At 69.7% G+C, this 19,816-nt stretch carries 21 protein-coding genes and 1 pseudogene; 15 read left to right on the top strand and 7 right to left on the bottom strand.

The genetic code is table 11. The features are described from left to right. Positions 1–1,191 precede the first annotated feature (1,191 nt). From ACFYOB_RS37485 to ACFYOB_RS37470, 4 genes are all read left to right on the top strand, one after another. On the top strand, positions 1,192–1,467 hold the full coding sequence (locus tag ACFYOB_RS37485) for a hypothetical protein (RefSeq protein WP_388568448.1): 276 nt from the start codon (positions 1,192–1,194) through the stop codon (positions 1,465–1,467). A gap of 156 nt (positions 1,468–1,623) precedes the next feature. Further along, positions 1,624–2,358, top strand: a complete 735-nt coding sequence (locus ACFYOB_RS37480) for a DUF899 domain-containing protein (RefSeq protein WP_388568445.1) — start codon at positions 1,624–1,626, stop codon at positions 2,356–2,358. Between the two features lie 264 nt (positions 2,359–2,622). Beyond that, positions 2,623–2,847, top strand: coding sequence for an FAD-dependent monooxygenase (locus tag ACFYOB_RS37475; protein ID WP_388568443.1), 225 nt, complete (start codon positions 2,623–2,625; stop codon positions 2,845–2,847). A 43-nt stretch (positions 2,848–2,890) separates the two neighbouring features. Continuing rightward, complete coding sequence (locus ACFYOB_RS37470) at positions 2,891–3,427, top strand: FAD-dependent monooxygenase (RefSeq protein ID WP_388568441.1); 537 nt, start codon at positions 2,891–2,893, stop codon at positions 3,425–3,427. Between the two features lie 197 nt (positions 3,428–3,624). Here ACFYOB_RS37470 and ACFYOB_RS37465 read toward each other — a convergent pair whose 3' ends face one another. Continuing rightward, the gene (locus ACFYOB_RS37465) at positions 3,625–4,059 is read right to left on the bottom strand and encodes a hypothetical protein (protein ID WP_388568438.1); all 435 of its coding nucleotides are present in this window, start codon (positions 4,057–4,059) and stop codon (positions 3,625–3,627) included. Positions 4,060–4,310: 251 nt separating this feature from the next. Between ACFYOB_RS37465 and ACFYOB_RS37460 the strand changes: the two genes are divergently transcribed. Continuing rightward, complete coding sequence (locus tag ACFYOB_RS37460) at positions 4,311–4,502, top strand: hypothetical protein (RefSeq protein ID WP_388568436.1); 192 nt, start codon at positions 4,311–4,313, stop codon at positions 4,500–4,502. Positions 4,503–4,544: 42 nt separating this feature from the next. Here the strand turns inward: ACFYOB_RS37460 and ACFYOB_RS37455 are convergent, their stop codons facing one another. Then, positions 4,545–5,141 carry a TetR/AcrR family transcriptional regulator gene (locus ACFYOB_RS37455; RefSeq protein ID WP_388568433.1) on the bottom strand — a complete coding sequence of 199 codons (597 nt, stop codon included), beginning with the start codon at positions 5,139–5,141 and terminating at the stop codon, positions 4,545–4,547. A gap of 61 nt (positions 5,142–5,202) precedes the next feature. Here ACFYOB_RS37455 and ACFYOB_RS37450 point away from each other — a divergent pair, with 61 nt between their 5' ends. Continuing rightward, positions 5,203–5,703, top strand: coding sequence for a DUF3995 domain-containing protein (locus ACFYOB_RS37450; protein WP_388568430.1), 501 nt, complete (start codon positions 5,203–5,205; stop codon positions 5,701–5,703). Between the two features lie 2 nt (positions 5,704–5,705). Beyond that, entirely contained in the window at positions 5,706–6,116 is a 411-nt protein-coding gene (locus ACFYOB_RS37445) for a DUF6463 family protein (RefSeq protein WP_388568427.1), read from the top strand. A 174-nt stretch (positions 6,117–6,290) separates the two neighbouring features. Here the strand turns inward: ACFYOB_RS37445 and ACFYOB_RS37440 are convergent. After that, a pseudogene (locus tag ACFYOB_RS37440) lies at positions 6,291–6,578 on the bottom strand (helicase); the annotation flags it as partial. A gap of 126 nt (positions 6,579–6,704) precedes the next feature. After that, positions 6,705–8,330, bottom strand: coding sequence for a putative glycoside hydrolase (locus ACFYOB_RS37435; protein ID WP_388568424.1), 1,626 nt, complete (start codon positions 8,328–8,330; stop codon positions 6,705–6,707). A 207-nt stretch (positions 8,331–8,537) separates the two neighbouring features. Between ACFYOB_RS37435 and ACFYOB_RS37430 the strand changes: the two genes are divergently transcribed. Continuing rightward, positions 8,538–9,545 (top strand): polysaccharide deacetylase family protein, encoded by a 1,008-nt coding sequence (locus ACFYOB_RS37430; RefSeq protein ID WP_388568421.1) that lies wholly within the window; start codon positions 8,538–8,540, stop codon positions 9,543–9,545. 619 nt (positions 9,546–10,164) lie between these two features. Here the strand turns inward: ACFYOB_RS37430 and ACFYOB_RS37425 are convergent. Together ACFYOB_RS37425 and ACFYOB_RS37420 are read right to left on the bottom strand one after the other, a co-directional pair. Next, positions 10,165–10,302 (bottom strand): hypothetical protein, encoded by a 138-nt coding sequence (locus tag ACFYOB_RS37425; protein ID WP_388568418.1) that lies wholly within the window; start codon positions 10,300–10,302, stop codon positions 10,165–10,167. A gap of 21 nt (positions 10,303–10,323) precedes the next feature. Next, positions 10,324–10,485, bottom strand: coding sequence for a hypothetical protein (locus tag ACFYOB_RS37420; protein ID WP_388568416.1), 162 nt, complete (start codon positions 10,483–10,485; stop codon positions 10,324–10,326). Between the two features lie 15 nt (positions 10,486–10,500). Here ACFYOB_RS37420 and ACFYOB_RS37415 point away from each other — a divergent pair, with 15 nt between their 5' ends. Continuing rightward, complete coding sequence (locus ACFYOB_RS37415) at positions 10,501–10,677, top strand: hypothetical protein (protein WP_388568413.1); 177 nt, start codon at positions 10,501–10,503, stop codon at positions 10,675–10,677. Between the two features lie 358 nt (positions 10,678–11,035). Beyond that, positions 11,036–13,906 (top strand): AAA family ATPase, encoded by a 2,871-nt coding sequence (locus ACFYOB_RS37410; protein ID WP_388568410.1) that lies wholly within the window; start codon positions 11,036–11,038, stop codon positions 13,904–13,906. A 22-nt stretch (positions 13,907–13,928) separates the two neighbouring features. Here the strand turns inward: ACFYOB_RS37410 and ACFYOB_RS37405 are convergent, their stop codons facing one another. Continuing rightward, on the bottom strand, positions 13,929–15,251 hold the full coding sequence (locus tag ACFYOB_RS37405) for a TolB family protein (RefSeq protein WP_388568408.1): 1,323 nt from the start codon (positions 15,249–15,251) through the stop codon (positions 13,929–13,931). A 1,103-nt stretch (positions 15,252–16,354) separates the two neighbouring features. Here ACFYOB_RS37405 and ACFYOB_RS37400 point away from each other — a divergent pair. The 5 genes from ACFYOB_RS37400 to dnaK form a co-directional block, all read left to right on the top strand. Beyond that, entirely contained in the window at positions 16,355–16,867 is a 513-nt protein-coding gene (locus ACFYOB_RS37400) for a hypothetical protein (protein ID WP_388568405.1), read from the top strand. A 15-nt stretch (positions 16,868–16,882) separates the two neighbouring features. Next, positions 16,883–17,257: a helix-turn-helix domain-containing protein gene (locus tag ACFYOB_RS37395; RefSeq protein WP_388568403.1), complete on the top strand. Its 375-nt coding sequence runs from the start codon at positions 16,883–16,885 to the stop codon at positions 17,255–17,257. Between the two features lie 470 nt (positions 17,258–17,727). After that, the gene (locus ACFYOB_RS37390) at positions 17,728–18,159 is read left to right on the top strand and encodes an Hsp20/alpha crystallin family protein (RefSeq protein ID WP_388568401.1); all 432 of its coding nucleotides are present in this window, start codon (positions 17,728–17,730) and stop codon (positions 18,157–18,159) included. 109 nt (positions 18,160–18,268) lie between these two features. Then, positions 18,269–18,604: an STAS domain-containing protein gene (locus tag ACFYOB_RS37385; protein WP_388568399.1), complete on the top strand. Its 336-nt coding sequence runs from the start codon at positions 18,269–18,271 to the stop codon at positions 18,602–18,604. Between the two features lie 37 nt (positions 18,605–18,641). Beyond that, positions 18,642–19,816: molecular chaperone DnaK (dnaK, locus tag ACFYOB_RS37380; RefSeq protein WP_388568397.1), on the top strand; the 1,175-nt coding region annotated here is incomplete at its 3' end.

Here is a 19,816-nt window from a genome sequence, read left to right as displayed (position 1 = left end):
CCGCGCCCGTGCGGGCCGGGGATATCGGTCCGGCTGTAGCAGTCCGAACGGCAACCGGTCGCGCCCACTGCCAGCCCCTGCAGCGCCGAGGCGTGACAGCCGTGGTTGGAGGCCGCGATGGCGGTGCACGAGGCGATCACCTCGTAGCGAAGGCGACCGGACCAAGCAGTTTCGCGGTCTTGGTCCGCCCGGAGCTGGGGTCCGAGATCAGAGCCGACCCGGCCGGGTATCGACCGCGGTGGTATCCATCGCGCCGTGTCCGGCATGTTCGCGTCCGGACCCGGGAGAACCGATCTCAAGGATCAGGGCCTCTGCCTTGTCATGGCTGCAGAGACCTCGGCGTTCACCGTCCAGCACCCCAGCAATGCGTTCGAGTGCCCGTTGGGACAGGCCCCCGTGGTCACCGTCAGCGGTCGGCTTGCCGCCCGCATGAACCCAGCAGTGCGATACGAAATCCCACGCAATCGACCCATCACCTCTGGCGTGCTGCCAGGCCATTCGAGCCTGCTCCCAGTTTGAGCAAAATTGGACATCCGAAGGGGTCCCATCAAGCTCGCGCTTCCTCGCCTTCATCCACAGGATCCCCCGCCCGAACCGGTACGCACCCGATGTTGGGCCGACTGCCCCACTTCTGCCGACGCCGCCGGCTTGGCCCGGGGCGACCGGTGTAGGGCGCTCGGTGGCAGCCGTGACCATGAGGAGGTGCGCGTCGGTACTACGCCCGATGCAACGGACAGGCATCGACGGGTTGTGCGAGCACATCCGGGGCGCCTTCGCAGGGACGATGGCGATGATGACCGCGACCGGCGTGACCATCGCGGATGGCGGGTGAGTGCCGACTCGCAGGCTCAGTCACAGGTTTGGTGGCACAGAGCGGTGATCTCGGGGCTGGTTACGCCGTGCGCTGCGCGGTCGTCCCTCGGCTCTGAGCTGGGGCGCCGGCTGGGCGTGCCGACTCTCGCCGGATGCCTGTCGGGTGGCCGGCGCGCCGCGGGCAGGGGCGGGCGAGCGGTCGGCCTCGGGCGCGGTAGGCGGCTCGGGCAAGCTGGAGAGGGGCAGTCCCGGCCCGGTATCCGGCCGTACGGGCGGTATAAAACTGCGGTGGCCGGAGCCGCGGTGATTGGCCGGGTTCGTAGCAGGCACCGCGCCGCTGTTCGCGGCCCTTGGCTGTCTGTTCCGCGCAGCAGCCAGGTGCTCTCGGGAAAGCTGGCCGGACTCACCGGTGTCGTCGTGCTTGCCGTCGCCGCCTGGACCATGATTTCCGCAGTGCAGGCAGGCGGCTGGGTCACCTTCGACGCACCGGACCGGCAGACCACGGCGAGCGGTCCGTTCATCGTCGAAGGCGGCGGCGGCAGCGGCTCCGGGGACAGCAGCGGCCCGTCAGAGGCCGTGACGCCCGACGACGGGTGGCCGCTGGGTTTCCCCGGCACGTCAGGGCTCCCGCCGGTCTCCCGCCCGGGGTCCTGACGGTCGGTTCGGACGCCCCGCAGCCCGCGCGATGGCTCGAAGGTCCGCCGCCACGCGCGTACGGTGGACGTAGAGCCGGGCGGGTACGCCGTGGCAGACGCTGCGGTCGAACGCCTGTGCAGTGTGGTGTTCTGCTCCCGCACACGAGGAAAAGCCATGCCCGAGCACAAGGTCGGCACGCAGGAAGAATTCGAGGCAGCCCGAGCGGAGCTGCTTGTGCAGGAGAAGGAACTGACGCGGCGCGGCGACGAGCTCGTGCGGAAGCGGCGGGAGCTTCCCTGGGTACGGGTCGAGAAGGACTACCGCTTCGAGACCGAGGGCGGGACCAAGTCGCTCGCGGACCTCTTCGACGGGCGCTCGCAGCTGCTCGTCTACCACTTCATGTTCGGCCCGCCGTACACGGCCGGATGCCCGGTCTGTTCCTCGATCGCGGACACCCTCGACCCCAACGCGGTCCACCTCAAAGCCCGCGACGTGACCCTGACCTGCTCTTCGCGGGCGCCCGTCGAGAAGCTTCTCGCCTACCGGGAGCGGATGGGCTGGAGCTTCGACTGGGTTTCCGCCGGCGGCAGCGACTTCCACCGCGACCTCGGCTTCATGTACACGGAGGAGGAGCTGAAGCCGTTCCTCGAGGGTGAGATTCCGGGGACCGTGAGCCAGATGGCAGAGGCATGCGGCACGGACGTCCTCGGGTATGTCACCGAGGGACCCGGGCTGAGCTGCTACGCGCTGGCGGACGACGCCGTCTACCGGACGTACGTCACCACCGCGCGCGGCCTCGAGCCGGCCATGGCCTACTACGGGCTCCTCGATCGCGCGCCGATGGGCCGCCACGAGGAGGGCGAGGAGACCCACTGGCTGCGCCGCCACGACGAGTACGAGGAGACCTGAGCGGCAACGGTCACCGGCGTCAAGTGGTGCACTTCGTGGTCGGCTGCATGATCACAGGCCGGCCTGGAGGCGAGCCGTAATGCACTCCGCATCGTGCTCCTCTCGATCGGGTCCGAGTGGTGCGCCCTGCCCGGGCAGTGGTGCTGTAGGAGGCGCTGGGCAGCAGAGCCGGTGGGGGCCTTCATGCGCGGCCGACCGGGCGGCGCATCGGACGGACAACCGCCGTGCACGCCACCCAAGTTCGCCGGACACTTCGGCGGGATCATGCTGAGCGGAGCTCTGCTGGACGAGGCCGACCCCGACTTCGCGCATGCCGGGCCCGGTGACGTGGGCTTCGTACCCCAGCAGGATGTCGAGTGGCTGCTCGCCGAACGCGCGGCACAGCTCGGCGTCGATCTGTGCCGCGGCCTGGAGTTGACGGGCTTCGACGCCGAGGACGACGGGGTCAGGTCCGCACGGCCCCGGTGGGCGGTAGGCCGGACCGTATGATACGCGCCAGCTGGCTCGTTGGCTGCGACGGCGGCGCAATACGGTGCGCAAGCTCGCGGGCTCCGCCTTCCCCGGATCGGATCCGCGGATCACCGGCCACCAGGCCGTCGTCACCATGACCGGCGCCGAAACCCTGAAGACTGGCTGGAACCACACCGGCACCGGAACGTATATCCACGGCCCGGTCCCCGGCCGCATCCTCATGGTCGAGTTCGAAGGACCGCCCTCCGACCGTGAGGCACCCGTCACCGTCGAGGAGTCGCAGGCGAGCCTGCGGCGTGTAACCGGGTTGGCGGACCTCGCGGTCACCGAGGTGCACACCGCCACCCGCTTCACCGACAACGCCCGCCAGGCGGCTGACTACCGGGCCGGTCGGGTGCTGCTCGCGGGGGACGCGGCGCACGTCCACTCGCCGTTCGGCGGCCAGGGGCTGAACCTGGGCATCGGGGACGCGCTGAACCTCGGCTGGAAGCTCGCCGCGGCGGTCCGGGGGCAGGCCGGGGGCCATGGCCTGCCGAGGCCTGCCGGGCGAGTTGCCCACCAGCTGCGCCCTGAGGATTGGCCAGTTCAGGCGACCTGAGCAAGGGCTGGTGTGGTGGTCAGCGGGCGGAAGAGTCCCCGGCTGAGGGCCCTCCTGGGCGACTTCGGCACCAGGACCGACGCCATCGGCGGATGAGCCCCTGTCCCGATGTGGCGGTGGGGCGGTGCCGCAGGCCTTCCCCGGCGGACCACTGCGGACCGCCGGGGAAGCCCCTGAGCTGCTGCTGCGTCGGCAGGTCAGCGGGCCTGGGCGGCCGCCTCGGCCTCGGAATCAGTGATGCGACGTCGGCAGAGTCCTCGCCACGGGTGAGGCATACGCCCGGCCCGCGCATCACCCAGAACCGCGCCCGCGGGCTCCCTCGCCAAGACGGTCGGCGGTGGCGGCCAGCCGAACCAGGGACCGCTGGGTGTGTTCCAAGAGCCGTATGTACGGATCGAGGCCGGCGGCACCCGGCGCCGTCGCGTCACCTCCACGGGCGTGCCGCTCTGCGGCAACGGCAGGAGGTCCCGTCCGGCCATGCACTGCTGAGCGGCGAGCATCGCCTGAAGCTCGTCGCTGCCCTCCTCGAAGGTGATTGCGTCAGCCCCCTTGGTCGCCACGGTGAACATGTCCCAGACCGCGGACAGAACTGCCGCCGTGTCCTCGGAATCGAGCTGGGCGTCGAGTTCCATCAGGGCTGCCGTGGTCATCCGACCGCGACCCGGGGCCGGCCTGTGGACAAGACCAACCTTGTGGACAGCCCTCGGGATCGGCGCCACGAAGGTGTGCTCGCTTGTCGAAGCGGACTTCGCCGCGGAACCGTGTCGCGCCCGCGTCCGTCGCGGGTTCAGGGACCTCCGTGCCGCCTGCCATGTCCGGCCCGCGCGCCGCGCACAGCCCATCGCCGCGACGGGAGGCAACCCCCTACGGTCACAGCCGGGAAATGATCCAGGCCGCCATCACCTCACTCATGGACGTGTGCGACGCCGCCGGGATGATCCGTACCGACATCGGGCCCACCGCCATCGGCGCCGCCCTCGAGGGCATCGCCCTCACCTCGGCCAGCGCTGAACACCGGCAGCAAGCTGAGCGCCTGCTCGACCTCACCCTGGACGGCTTCACGGTCCGCTCGTGAGGGCACATGCGGGGGCGCCTCGTCCTCGTCCAGCTCAGGCGTTTACTCCAGCTCCGCCTGGTGCATGGCGGATCGGACCAGCCCGGTGATGAGGTGCTCGAGCGCGGCGGTGGCGGTGGTGCCCGTGGCGGCGACTTCGGGCACGATGTCGCAGGCGGAGCGCCGCAGTTCGAGCCATCCAAGGAAAGCGGCGTACGCGGCGACTGCCTGAAGCCGGGCTGGGGCGGGGGCCAGGCCCAGGTCGCTATAGAGGTCCGTGAGGTAGGCGATCCGCCGCTCGGTGACCCGGCGCAGGACCGGGGCGACGGCGGGGTGGTCGGCGTGGGCGACGATCGCGGGCTCCAGGCCGTTGATGTCTTCCTGTCCCAGCGCGATGGTGAACAGGGTCGTCAGCCGTTCCCGGGGGTCGGTGACATCGCTCAACTCTGCGATCAGTGCCGCGGTGTCGTCCCGCTCCCACACCTCCAGCGCGGCCGTCAGCAGCGCATCGCGATCCTTGAAGTGCCAGTAAAAGCTGCCCCGTGTTGCCTCCAGCTCGCCTGCCAGCGCGTTGATCGACACTGCGGCGACTCCGCCACGTGCCATCGCGCGCAGTGCCGCGGTCGACCAGTCCTGGGGGGTGAGGCGCCTTCTAGCCATGTCCGTACAGTACTGTATGGTTAGTCCATACAGGGGTGTATGTAGTGGCTGGGGGAGCGGTATGACGCTGACGAAACTCGCTGGTGGGATGGCCGCAGTCGGCCTCGGCACGGTCGGGGCACTGCACGGGATCTGGACCTTCTCTCCCTGGCCACTGGCCAGCCGCGCCGAGTTCGCCCGTACGGTCGTTGGGGTCACTGAAGGCGATCTGCCCACACCGGAGTTGACGGCCGCCGTCGCGGTGGCGCTCGGGGCGGCGGCCTACGTGACCGCGGCCCAAGCCGGCTTGTTCCCGCGGGTGCGGCCGCGTCGTTTGGTGCGCCAGAGCGTATGGGGCGTCGCAGGCGTGCTGCTTCTGCGAGGTTCGATTGGTCTGGTTTCCTCCGCTCTGACCAGCCGCCCGACCGCTTTCACCCGATGGGACCTGGCGCTGTACTCCCCGCTGTGTCTGGCGCTTGGGGGGCTGACGGCATACGTCGCTGCCGCCACTCGCGCCCCTCGCCGCCCAGACCGGCGCCATGTCATCAAGAGACTCAAGTACTCTGCGAATCGAGGAAGCTGACGATGACCCGGTTGGTTCCCCGACTGGTGATCGGACTGACCGCAGTGCACTTCGCGGTCGCCCTGGTCGCCTCCAGCACCTTCGGTGATGTGGCCCACGACGGATTCTGGAACGCCGTCCCCGGAAACCCGCAGCGCGAGTACGAGATGTGGTTCTTCCTCGCCGGGTTCGGCCTCCTCGCTCTTGGCACACTCAGCCTACGCATCGCCCGTGACACCGGCAGGCTTCCGGCACAGCTGGGCTGGTACCTGCTCGCCATCGGCGTGCCGTTGCAGATTCTCTGTCCCGTCTCCGGCGCACCCGGACTGATTGTGCTCGGGGTGCTGGCCCTGATCGCGGCCCGGCGGGACAGTGCGGGGGAGAGCCGTCGGACACCGCTACCGACAACTACCGACCGTGAGCAGCGCTCGTGATCACCCGGAAATGCTCGAACGGATCTCGTGATCACCTGGAATTGCTCACCGCCGAGGGCCTGATCGAAGGCCATCTGGTCAACGAGCGTGAACTCGTCGAAGGCCGAGCCCCAAGGAAAGCCAGCAGCTGGCATCACTGCTCCGCAAGCTGCTGATGTCCTTCGAGGGCGACTCCCGCGCTTCCACGGAGAGGCCGAGTATGGGGGAGGGGTCGCAGATCTCCAGCACGTCGATTTCGAAGGCGGCGAGGATCTCGCGTGTGATCGCCTCCGACAGCCCGAGCTCGTGGATCCATTCGCCGTACGGGCCGTCCGGGTCGGAGACCATGGAGGCGATCTGCAGCTCGCGTCCGTCCTTGCCCTTCTGCGGCCGCGGGGAGGCGAGGATCCGGGGCGTAGCCGTCAGGTACAGCCGGAAGTCGATCGGGATGCGGGTGTTGTCGTGTATCGCAGACCAGGGCTGGGGCCGCTGCCGCCCGGCCCCCGCCGGCGGCGCCGGAGGCCGCCGCGGTAAGTCCCCTGGGAGGCGAGCCGGGCGCCCCGCCTCCCACACGGCCGACGGGCACGCAGACACGCGCGGCCGGCCCCGTCAGCGCGTGTTGATCTGCTGGAGCGCCGCGCCCTGGTAACGGGCACCGGCGTTCCACAGGATGAATGAATTCATCTTGTTGGCCGCTGCGGCCTTGATCTGTGCGGCCACCTCGGCCGGGCCGTAGGTGCTGCCCATCGAGAAGTCCTGGAGCCACGGGACGATTTCGGTCTGGGTGCCCTTCGCCTGGCGGGCGAAGTCGGCGAGCGAACGCTGCACGATCGCATACGGGGCGGTGTCGGGCTGCGTGACGCCGTATTCCCCAGGCCCCCAGTGGGACGGGTAGACCATGGGTGCGATGTAGTCGGTGACCTTGACCAGGGCCCCGATGTCCTGCGCGATCTCGGTGGGCCGGGTGGCGGCGATACCGAAGACGGAGACGCCGAGGTACTTGGCGTGCGGACGAAGTGCGGTCCGGGTGTCAGCGACGAACGAGGTGATCGACTGCTCGGGTGTGGCGGTACCGATGCCCGGGAAGCGCATGTGCGACAGCGGGCCGTCCGGGCGGCGCACGTAGTCGTAGAGGACGTCGTCGAAGCCGAGCCGAGCCGCTTCGACGGCGAGGTCCTGGTTGTACTTGCGGACCGCGGGGCTGGCGAAGTTGGTGAAGGAGAGGGCTCCGTAGTGGCCGCCGTCGTAGGGCTCTCCGGCAGGGGTCAGGACGAGCTGGTCGCGCTTGCCGGACTTCCAGGAGGCCGAGGCGAGCTTGGGGTCGCGGAAGGCTACGATGCGGCCGATGACCTGGGCGCCGGCGGCGTGGATCTCGGCGATCGCCTTGCGGGCGTCGTAGTAGCCCTTGGCCGCGCCGATCTGGCGGGCCAGCGGCACCTGGGACGCGTACCCGACCTCCCCGTCCTCGTCCTTGACGTCCAGCTCGACGGCGTTGAGCTTGCCGCTGCGGACCAGGGCGAGGATGTTGCCGCGCAGGGTGTCGTCGCCCCACCCGATGGCGGTGATGTGCGCGGCTCGGATCATGGGGCGACGCCCCCGGGCGGACACGTCCTTGGTGGTCGTGTTTCCGGCGCGGTCAACTGCGGTGACCGTCGCGATGGGTGTGCCCTGGGGTACCGTGATCTTGAAGATCCCGGCCTTGTCGACGGGGACCTTCTTGCCGTTGACGGTCACCTCGGCGTCCGTGGAGGCTTTGCCGGTGATGGTTACGGGGGCGGCGACGTTCTTGATTTCGGGGTCGGCCACCTCCAACTCGGGAGCGGTGGCGTCCACCCTGAATCCCACGACCGTGCGGTACGAGGCGAAGGGGAACCTGCCGTCGCCCGCGACCGCCAAGGTGTGCCGGCCCTCGGTGAGGTGCGGGAGGGCGAGTTTCAGGCGAGCGCCCTCAGCGGTGACGGGGACCGCCGTGCCGTCCAGGGTGGCGCGAAGCTTGTCCCGACCGCCGGCTTCCTCGGCGGCGAGGTAGGCCCTGACCTGTGCGGCTTTGCGCCCGTCGAGAACGGCGCCGTCGCCCAGACCCTGGATGCCCGGACCCGGCGAGAGGAACGTCCAGGCTCCGACACTCGCTCCGGCCAGTGCGAGCGCCCCGGTCGTAGCTATCAGGGCGCCCCGACGGGCCGGGCGGCGGAGACGGAGGGAAGGGGCCGAGTGGGATATGCGTTTGGGGGACATGATGACGTCCTTCGTGCCGTGGGCGGGTCCGGATGCTGCCTCCATTCATTGCCGCACGGTGTCCCAGTCGTCACGGTCTGGCCGTATTTCACACGAATGGCGCGTTCGGCCCCCGGCGTGGCTTCTACGCCATGCAGGGGGAGTGCGGTACAGGGGTTCCCCTCAGAGGTAGGTATGGCGCGACACGTTCGCCTTGGAGGGCTTCTCATGCGCCACCCACTCGTCCCGCTCGGCGCCCTGGCCGGCGTCGCCCTGCTCACCTCCGGCTGTTCCACGGGGCCGTCACCGGCTGCCGGGGACCACGCGGCCGCCTCACCCGCGGCGGCCAGCCCCGTCGCCGCGAAAGCGCCGGCGGAGGTCGGCGCCAACGAACTCGGCCAGGTGCCGGTGTTGATGTACCACCAGCTCACCGAGACCCCGGCCAGCGTCTACGACCGCACCCCGGCCGATTTCCGGGCCGAACTGGAGCGCCTCGCGCGGGAGAACTACGTGCCGGTGTCCGCCCGGGACTTCCAGACGGGCCGCATCGACATCCCGGCCGGCACGCACCCGGTCGTCCTCACCTTCGACGACTCGACCAACAGCCAGGTGCGCCTCAACCCTGACGGCACCCCGGCGCCGGAGACCGCCGTCGCCATCCTGACGGAGACGGCGAAGAAATATCCGGCGTTCAAGGCGGTGGCGACCTTCTTCGTCAACGCGGACGCCTTCTCGGCGACAGGTTCCGCCAAGGCCCTGACCTGGCTGAAGGAGCACGGCCACGAGGTCGCCAACCACACCGGCCGTCACGAGAACCTGCGGTCCCTGGACCAGGCGGGCGCCGCGCGGGCGATCTCCGCCGGACAGCGGGCGATCCAGAAGGCAGTGCCCGGGACGCAGGTCAACTCGCTCGCCCTGCCCTTCGGTGCCATGCCTCAGCCGGCCGACATCGCCACGCGGGGAACGGACTACCGCTACGACGGGGTGTACCTCGTGGGAGCCAACCCCTCGGTCTCGCCGTTCGCGAAGGCGTTCACGCCCGGCGCGATCCCCCGGATCCGCTCGGCGGGGCCCAAGGACGAGGACGCCGAGTTCGGTTCGTCGCGCTGGCTGGACAAGCTCGCCGCCGGGAAGGACCGGTACGTCTCGGACGGGGACCCGAACACCGTCGCCTTCCCGAGCGCCTCGCAGAACGAGCTGTCTCCGGCCTTCGCGAAGCGGGCCCGGCCGTACTGAGCCGTGAAGGCCGACCAGTACGTTGCGGTGGCCGGGAAGGGGGGAAGGCGGTGGGCGTCGCCCGTCGACCAGCCACTGCGACCTCCCGGCTCGCGCGGACGGCTCTGTCTCGCCGAACCGGCCCCCACGCCGTCCCTTGAGAGGGACGTCAGGCCGTTCCGTCTTGAACCGGGGGAGAGCGGTCCGGAAGGCGAAGACGGCCCCGCCGCCGGTCGGGATAGCAGGGCCGTTACACGGATACCGGCCCGGGGTGGTGGGCCGGCGGGCACACGTGTCACCGCACTCAACGCCCACGGCCGCCGCACGTCACGCAGGTTGGGCCATCAGGTGCGCAAACGGCTCACCTTCGGCGCATTTGACTTCGCTGTAACAGCCGCCGGGCACTGGTACTTCCTCGAATGCAACCCCAACGGCCAATGGGCATGGCAGCCCGCCTCGATCACGGACTCGATCGCCCATGCCATCGCTGATCAACTCCACATAGCCCCTGCGGCGTGAAAAAGACCGCCCTCCGCACCCCAGGCCACAGCACCACAGTGCGCCGAAGGGCGGCACCGGCCTGGATGGTCCGGTGCCGCCCTTCGGCGTAATGACGCCCCGGGGCGTGCGCCCCGGCGGGCTACTCGTCGTCCTGTTCGCCGTCCACCGCGGCCGGGTCGCGCAGCGGGCGCAGTCCGTTTTCTGGCTGGGAGGAGGCGAAGGCGTACCGGCCGAGCACGTTCACACGGCCGGCCTTCAGCGGGGACAGGCATGCCACGTCCTCGTCCAGGACGCCGTGCTAGCGCTGGTCGGTGAGCAGCCCCCGGAGCGTGGCGATGGCGGCGTCCAGGTAGCGCGTGTTGCACAGCACCACGGCGTTCAGCACCAGCCCCATACTGGCCAACTGGTCCTCCGCCAGACCGTCGACGGTTGGGCCGTCGACGGTGAGCTTACCTTGCACGGCATCACACGGCAGGTGCCGCTGACCCTCAAGGTGAACGCCTTCAGCTCGGACCAGCGGGATGGACAGCGGGCCAGCTTCTTCGCGACGTCGGAGATCAACCGGCGCGACTTCGGCATCAACGCCGGTGGCGTCGCGCTCAGCGACAAGTCGTCGATCAGCCTCGAAATCCAGGCCGTTCTCCACAATTGACCCGCCCAGGACGGGCCGCCAGGCCCCCATCCACCGATCGCACGGTGTCCCGATTCCGCACTTCGACCGAGCGGGATCGGGGCACCCCCGCCACCCTTCACACAGTGGACACGTGGAATCACCATGCCCACCTGGACCAGGTCGCCGTCGCCCTCGACCAGCAGTAATGGCAGCACACGAACGCAGCCGGAGGCGAGTCCTGAACGCGCTCGAAACGCCAATTCCCTCTCATAAGCGACCGAATGTGAGACAGGGCCGTTCACTGGACAGCCCCCAGTGTCGGGTGGGCCGCCTGCCGAGGGCGCGTGAGCGTCGATACCATCGCCTGGTCGCGGACGGAAAGTGAGTCGACGCCAGCATGACTGACGAAGTGAGAGGGGAGCCCGTCGGCGGATTTCCTGGCCGGGCGCGAGAAGTCGCGATCCTGCGCGCGATGCTGGCGGGCGAAGGGGCTACCCGGTGCGTCGCGGTCACCGGCGAACCGGGGATCGGCAAGAGCCGGCTGCTGACGGAGCTGGGGAAGCTCGCGGACACAGCGGGATGGACGGTCCGTAGCGCACGCGCGGCGGAGTTCGAGACCCACATCCCGTTCGGTGTGTTCGTCACCGCGCTCGACGACCAGCTGGCCGAGCTGGGCCCGGAGCGTCTCGCCTCCCTCGGACAACAGCAGCTCGCACTTCTCGCGACCGTGTTCCCCGCGATTCCCGCCCCCGGTCCCGCCGACCTGGTCGACGCGGAGCGGTACCGGTTGCACCGGGCGGTTCGGGCGTTGCTGGAGCTGGTCGCCGGCCCGTCCGGGCTGGTGCTCGTCTTCGACGACCTGCACTGGGCGGACGAGGGCTCGGTCGAACTGCTCGACCACCTTCTGCGCCACCCGCCCCAGGCGCAGCTGGTCTTGGCATTGGCGGGCAGGCCCCGGCAGACGTCACTGCGGCTGTGGCACGCGCTGTCCCGCGCCGCGGCCGACGGGGTGGCCGAGCTGTTGGAACTCGCGCCGCTGAGCCAAGCCGACGCCGGCCACATCATGCCGGAAGGTCTGGGCCGTTCCCGGCGGGAAGAGCTTTACCGGGCCAGTGGCGGAAACCCGTTCTACCTGGAAGCCCTGGTGCGGGCCGGTGAGCGGGGCATCGCCGTCGGTGATGCGGCACTCCACCCCGACGGGGCGATCCCGGTGGCGGTCCACGCGGTGCTCGCCGCCGAGTTCGCCGCGTTGACCCCGCAAGAGCGGGTCGTCGCGCACGCCGCCGCGGTCGTGGGCGACGACTTCGAGGCCGGTTCGCTCGCCGAAACGGCGGCAATGGAAGCCGGGTTCGCACTCTCCGCGCTCGACCGGCTCGCCGAGCGTGACCTGGTGCGGCTGGACGGTGCGACCGGCCGGTTCCGGTACCGGCATCCGCTGGTGCGCAGCGTTGCCTACCAGGACGCCGGTCCTGGCTGGCGGCTTCAGGCACACGGCCGGGCCGCGTCGGCACTCCGGACCCGGGGCGCGCCGCCGGCCGAGTTCGCCCGGCACGTGGAGCGATCCGCCGTCCGCGGTGACCTCGAGGCGGTCGCGGCGCTCACCGAGGCCGCCGAGGCGACGATGCACACGACGCCGGCGACCGCCGGGCACTTCCTGCGGGCGGCCATCCGGTTGCTTCCCGACGCGGAGTCGGCCACGCCGCAGCGCCTGATCCTGCTCGGCCGGCTGGCACACGTACTCGGCGCCACGGGCGACCTGCGGCAGGCCAGGGAAACCATGCACGAGGTGCTGCGGCTCCTGCCTGCCGAACTCACCCAGATCCGGGCACAGACAGCGCGGGCCTGTGCGACGGTGGAGCAGGTTCTCGGGCGCTACACCGAGGCCAGGGCGATGCTGCACAGCGAGTGGAAACGCGCCGAAGGTGTTGACGCCCACTCGGCGGCCGTCCTGCTCGTCGCGCTCGTTGCCGGTGAGAGTGTCGAGCGCGAGCACGGACAGGAACGGGTGGCCGAGGCGATCGCCGCCGCGCGGGAAGTCGGGGATCCGATGCTGCTGGCGACGGCGTTGTCGGCCGCAACGCTCATCGACCGGCGGGCGGACCGGCTGGACGAGGCGGCCGCACTCCTGGACGCGCTGCCCGACAGCGACCTGGTCCGCGACATCGATGCGGCGTTCTGGCTGAGCTGGTCGGAAGTCTCCGCCGACCGGCTCATGGAGGCGAGCCGGCACATGAGCCGTGGCCTTCAACTGGCTCGCGCGAGCGGGCAGTCCCACAAGATCGCGCTGCTGACCGCGATCCGCGGCATGGTACATGCCTACCTCGGCGAGCTGGCGGCGGCGACGACCTGCTTCGACGACAGCCTGGAGTCGGCGGAACTGACCGGCAGCGAGGAGCTGCGCGTCATGGCGTTGACCTTCGGGTGCTGGATCACCACCTGGCGCGGCGACCTGGCCGAGGCGGTCCGCCTGGGTAAGGAGGCCATCGTCGTCGACGACCAGGCGACGGCCATGAGTTCCTGGCGCAGTGGCCAGGCCGAGGCGATGCTGGCGCAGGCGATGTTGCACTCGGGTGATCCGCACGCTTGCATCGAGCTGCTGCTCACCAGTGGCGGTGGGACCGAGCTGCCGGCGGTGGGCCTGCGCACCAGGCCATTGGTGTACCTGATGCTCACGGAGGCGGAGGTCGCGGCCGGCCGGGTTGCCGCGGCTGCGGCATGGGCCGACCGAGCGGAGGACGCGGCCGGCCAGCTCGAGCTTCCGCTGCGCACTGCCATGGCACAGCAGGCCCGCGCGATCGCCACGCTGCCAACGGATCCGGCGGCAGCCGCACCGCTCGCTGTCGCCGCTGCCGGCACGTTCGGCCGGATCGGGGCGGCCGTGGAGGCCGGGCGGGCGCACTTGCTGGCCGCGACGGCGTTCGGCGGCAGCGGGGCGATCGACGTGGCCCGTGCGCACCTCGTGTCTGCCCGCGCGTTGTTCACCCGGTGTGACGCGCAACTGTTCCTGCCGCAGGTCGCGCGCGAGGAGCGGCGCCTGAACGCCCGCGGTCCCCGGCCCGAAAGCGGCGCCGAGCGCTTCGACTTGACGGCCCGTGAGGTCGAGATCGTCAACCTGGTCTCGGACGGCCTGACCAACCGGGACATCGGTCTGAGGCTGCACCTGAGTCCCAAGACCGTCGAAGTCCACCTGGGCCGGGTCTACGCGAAGGTCGGTGTCTCCGGTCGTGCTGCTCTGGCCGGCGTGTGGGCCGCCGCGGCGCGCGATTGAGGGCGCCGCGGCGGCCAATAACTCAGTTGCCGAGGTCGCGCACGTACAGGTTGTACTTCCGGCCGGTGCCGTCACCGCCCAGGTTCGTCGCGCTGGTCGCGAAAGCGACGTGGTGGCCGTCGGCCGAAATCGAGGGGCTGTAGCTGTACCCATCGCTCTGCGAGCCGTCATTGGCGACGCTGACCCTGGTCGTGGTGGCGGTCACCCGGTCTCGCACGAACACGTCCCACCGCGCGTTGGTGTCGCCCGTCACCAGCTTGTCCTCGCCGGACACGAACGCGATGTAGCGACCGTCGGCGGAGAGCGTCGTCCGCTCCTGGCCGGGGGTTCCGCCGTCGCTCAGGCCATCGGGGCCGAGGTTCACTTGCGTCGTCGTCCGGGTCACCCGGTCGTACAGGAAGAGGTCGGTGTCGATCGGACCGCCGGTGTCACCCGCCACCAGATTCGACGCCGTGGATTCGAACGCGACGTAGCGGCCGTCGGCCGAGATGGTCGCCGTGCGACTGGCGGAATTTCCTTCGTTGCCGTCGGGGCCAACGCTGATCCTGTCGGTGTACCCGGTCAGCTGATCGTGCACGAACACGTCGTCCGCGCGGTTGTTGTCGGGGAACAGGGACAGTGTCTTCGCCCCGGAAGAGAAAGCGACGTAGCGCCCGTCGGCCGAAATCGACGGCAGTTGGCTGGCGTCGTCGCCCTGGTGACCGTTCGAATCGACGCTGACCCTGGTGGTCCCACCGGTCTGCCGGTCGCGCACGAAGACGTCATGGACGTCGTTGGTGTCGCCGAACACCAGGTTCGACGCGGGAGAGTCGAACGCGACGAACCGGCCGTCTGCGGAGATCGACGGATGAAAACTCTCACTGTCGCTCTGCTCGCCGTGGCTTCCGACGCTGACCCTGGTCGTCTCATCGGTCTGCAGGTCGTGCACGAAGACGTCGCGGTAGCGGTTGGTGTCACCGGCCACCAGGTTCGTCGCGACGGACTCGAAGGCGACGTAGCGGCCGTCGGCGGAAATCGACGGATTCCGGCTCACGTTGTTGGCCTGGTTGCCCGCGGAGTCGACGCTGACCCTGGTGACGACGCCGGTCTGCCGGTCGCGCACGAACACGTCTTCCGCCCGGTTGGTGTCGCCGGCCACCAGATCCCTTGCCGGCGAAGCGAAAGCCACGTAGCGGCCGTCGGCGGATATCGACGGCCCGCTGGCAGAGTTACTGATCGGTGCCGTGCCTGCCGGCTCCGGTTCGGCATCCGTGGCATGCGCGACGCCGCCCGCTAGCAGCGCCGCGACGATTCCCGGCGCGAGCACTGCGCGCCCTGCGTTGCGGATTACGGAGAGACGTCTCATGGGTGTCCTTCTGTTCGGTTCGCCGCCACGGCAGCGAATTCTTGCCCTGATCAGCGTTCCGTGTCGGACCGGCCGAAGCATGAGGGAACCCCCTACACCTTCGGCGTCGCGTTCTGCGCGGCATGCGTGTGGATCTTGCACGGCTACATTTCAGCGACCGCCTCCTTGACCGGTTCATCTCGGGGTTGAGGTTCAGATCGGCCCCGTTCGATCGACAAGCTCCTCGGTCGGCGCGACAACGGTTTCTTACCTTGGCTGGGCGCACCCACCGTGGTCCTCCAGCTGGGCTGACACTCACGATGCGGCCTCCCCCAGACGGGGGAGGCCGGGTGATCCGTGGGACGGATGTGATCAGCGCGGGTGACGGGGAATCTTGGCGTGCCGGCAATCCGGATTTACGGGGGTCACGGTGGATGTTCCTCGAACTCGGAGGTAGGCGGCGTTCCTAGGCCACCGACCGCAAGCTTGGGGCGGATGTTGTGGTGGCGGCGGTGGCCCATGTGGACGCCGATGCCGCTGCATCGTGGGGCGTGCTGTACGCCGCTGTCGAAGTCGCGTGGGCGGTGGCATCACCGTGCCGTTGAAGGAGCATGCCTCGTACGCGCCGTCGTTCCAACTTTCCTGGCGGCCCTCGCCGTCCTGGCCGGCGGGGCCTGCCTGGCCAGCACACCCGACCACTTGCCAGCCCGGCCGGGCCGCGGTGGCGACGGCGCTGATCGTGACGATCCCGGTATTCGTCGTGGGGACGAATGGACTGCCGATCTACTTCGTGACGCTGGTAACGCTCTCGGGGATCGAGAGCGCCACCGGTTTGGCTCAGGTGCTGTTGAACACGGTCGGTGCCGGGCTTCACTCCTCGTCGGCTTGTCGTACCGTCGACGGCTGCGTGGCGACTGCCCGCGATGCGGGCGGCCGCACGCCGGCGCCAGTGACGGCCCGCTTGCTCACCCAGCTGTCTCCCCGGCCTCGAAGCGGACCCGCTGGCGGTGTACCTGCTCATGTGCGGACTCTTGCCGTGGGCGTCGGCGCATCGGGGCCGTCGAAGGCAGCCGCGGCGGCGGGGATCGACGTGACCGTGCCGGCCGCGATGGTCGGGATGGGCGGTGTCCGCAGTACGCTCGCCATACAGCAGCGGTCAGGATGGCGGTCCCGCACCGAACGCGACCGCGATCGACGGAACGCGCTGCTGGACGCCCGGTTCCGGGGTCGGCACCGGGCTGCTCTCCGAAGCGGCCGCGCACCTGGCCCTCGCCGAACGGGGCCGCTACGCGGTCGCGGTCCTGCACGGCGGCCCAGGCCACCGTCCGACGGCACCTCCGGCCACCACAACCGCACCCACCCGGCCCACGCCACCGCCCGTCACCGCAAACACACCCACACCGCCCCCTGACGGAACCGGGCCGGACCTGCGTACTGACCCGCCGCACCCGGGCACCGCGCCCGACGGCCGACCCACCGACGACAACGGCCCGCGGCTGCTCCGGCGGGTACGGGCGGATCGCGAGCTCGCGCTCGTCGACCTGCGAGGCCGTCCGCTCTCGGAGGCAGGCCGGCTGCTCGCGCAGGAGGAGGGCCGGGCGGGGGTGGGAGTATCCGGTGGCCGGTTCGCTGGCTGAGCTCGGGCGGGGCCGGTGGCTGGCCGAGCCGGCGCTGCGCACGTGTGCCGCCGGCGGGTCCGCCGAGACGGCGCTACTGGACGAACGGCTGCCTGCCTCGCTGCCCGCGACCCAGCCGGAGCTGGCCCGCAGACTGGCGACCGTGGTACTGGGCGGAGTGCTGGGGCTGCCGCATGCCGAGCGCGAGTCGCTGCTCGGGAGGGACGCTCGAAGCGTGGCTGGCCGAGGGCGGATCGGCGACGGCGGCGCGCCGAGCGTCTGTACTGCCACCGCAACCCCGCGCTGAACCGGATCCACCGGCTTGAGCGGCTCACCGGGCGGCGGCCCACCGACCCTGCGGACCTGGTCGAGTTGTCGCTGGCCATGACGGCCGTCCGACAGCACCGATGAGACGCCACTGAGAGCGTGGTGGTGCACTGTGCTGTGGCTCGCTGAGCTGCGGTTTTCTGGTCGGGGAGGTGCGGTGACGGCGAGGTCGGGGCAGCCGGCGGACACTTGGTCTGTCCAGGAGATGTGCAGCGCCGTCGGTGATCGCTTTGCTGGAGTGCTCGTGAAGCACGGGCACGGGAAGAGCTCGAGTCCTGGCTGGAGGTGGTGCGCGAGGCCGAGAAGCGCGGTTTTGCGGCCCAGCAGCGTGCGGACCACCTGTGGGACGGAACACGGCACGAGGGAGGTCCGACGAGCAGTGATCATCTGCATCAACGGAGCCTTCGGCAGCGGGAAGGGCGCCCTGGCAGAGGGGCTGCGCCGCACCCTGCCGGCCCGGCCGCATTGAGTCGACTCTTGTCAAGTTTATTGCAGCGCGCTATATAGGTGGTGTCGCCATGTGCATCCGTGACGAGTCGGGAGAGGAGTGAACGATGATGCTCACGCGGACTGATCCTTTCCGGGAACTGGACCGGCTCACTCAGCAGGTTCTGGGAACCGCGGGCCGGCCGGCGGCCATGCCCATGGATGCCTTCCGCGAGGGTGATGCCTTCGTCGTCGAGCTGGACCTGCCTGGCATGGACCCCGGGTCCATCGATCTGGCTGTCGAACAGAACGTGCTCACCATCAGGGCTGAGCGGCGGACTACCGCCTCCGGAGACGACAGCGACGTGCTGATCACGGAGCGCCCTTCCGGCACCTTCAGCCGCCAGCTGTTCCTCGGGGAGACGCTGGACACCGAACGGATCGAGGCCTCCTACGAGGGCGGCGTTCTGCGGCTGAGCATTCCGGGCGCAGAGAAGGCGAAGCCCCGGAAGATCGAGATCCGGGCCGCAGGCGGCTCACGCAAGGAGATCAACGCCTGACGGACGCGCGGCAGGAATGCGGAGGGCGGCCCGGCCACCCCCTGGCCGCCCTCCATCCTCGGTCCCGCGGCTGCCACGTCCGGCGGTGGAGGAAGAGAGGTACGCGGTCATGTCCGAAACACCACCTCTCGCGGCCACGGTCAGGCAGCGCGCCGACGGGCACCTGAAGGTCGCCGTGTCGGGAGAGATCGACATCCTGAGCGCGCCACAGCTCCGGGTGACCCTCGATGAGGCGTTGTCCGATGGTGCGCGGATGGTGGAGGTCGACTTCAGCGGAGTCGAGTTCTGCGACTGCTACGGACTCGGCGTCCTGCTGGAAGCCCGGCGCCGGGCATCGGAAAGGGGCACCGTTCTGCGCTTGGTGAGCGTTACCTCACCCCTGGTACGGCGCCTCCTGCACCAGACCGGTACAGCCGCGCCCCTGCTGGGGACGTCGGCGCATTGACAAGCCGAAAGGTTCACAGATCCGAGAGGAGTCGATGATGGCACGCGCAGTCGGGATCGACCTGGGCACGACCAACTCCGTCGTTGCAGTCCTGGAGGGCGGCGAGCCCACGGTCATCACCAACACCGAAGGAAACAGGACCACCCCTTCCGTGGTGGCCTTCGGCAAGGGCGGAGAGGTCCTGGTCGGAGAGATCGCCAAGCGGCAGGCGGTGACGAACGTCGACCGCACCGCGCGGTCCGTGAAGCGCCACATCGGCGAGGCGGACTGGCGTTTCCCGGATGCCGGCGACATCGACGGAAAGCGGTACACGGCGCAGGAGATCTCGGCACGCGTCCTGCAGAAGCTGAAGCGCGATGCCGAGGCATATCTCGGTGAGGACGTCACGGACGCCGTGATCACCGTTCCGGCGTACTTCAACGACTCCCAACGCACCGCGACGAAGGAGGCCGGTGAGATCGCGGGGCTGAAGGTGCTGCGGATCATCAACGAGCCGACGTCCGCCGCTCTGGCGTACGGTCTGGACAAGGAGAACGACCAGACGATCCTCGTCTTCGACCTGGGCGGCGGCACCTTCGACGTGTCGCTGCTGGAGATCGGCGAGGGCCTGGTGGAGGTCAAGTCCACCAACGGTGACACCCACCTCGGTGGCGACGACTGGGACCAGAAGATCGTCGACCATCTGGTGAAGCAGTTCCAGAACGCCTACGGCATCGACCTGTCCCAGGACAAGATGGCGCTCCAGCGTCTGCGCGAGGCCGCCGAGAAGGCGAAGATCGAACTTTCCGCCGCGACGGAGACGACGATCAACCTGCCCTACATCTCGGCGTCCGCCGAGGGACCTCTGCACCTCGATGAGAAGCTCACGCGCTCGCAGTTCGAGCAGCTGACCGCAGATCTCCTGGAACGCTGCAAGGCGCCCTTCCACAACGCGGTCAAGGACGCGAAGATCAAGGTCTCGGACATCGACCACGTCATCCTGGTCGGCGGGTCCACCCGTATGCCGGCCGTGACGGAGCTGGTCAAGGAGCTGACCGGGAAGGATCCGCACAAGGGCGTCAACCCGGACGAGGTCGTGGCCATCGGCGCCACCCTCCAGGCCGGTGTGCTCAAGGGCGAGGTCAAGGACGTCCTGCTCCTCGACGTGACCCCGCTGTCCCTGGGTATCGAGACCAAGGGCGGCATCATGACCAAGCTGATCGAGCGCAACAC

The sequence above is a fragment of the Streptomyces sp. NPDC006463 genome (assembly GCF_042870715.1).
GTDB lineage: Bacteria > Actinomycetota > Actinomycetes > Streptomycetales > Streptomycetaceae > Streptomyces.
Note: the sequence above shows the minus strand (reverse complement) of the source record. Positions and strands in the feature narration are given on the sequence as shown.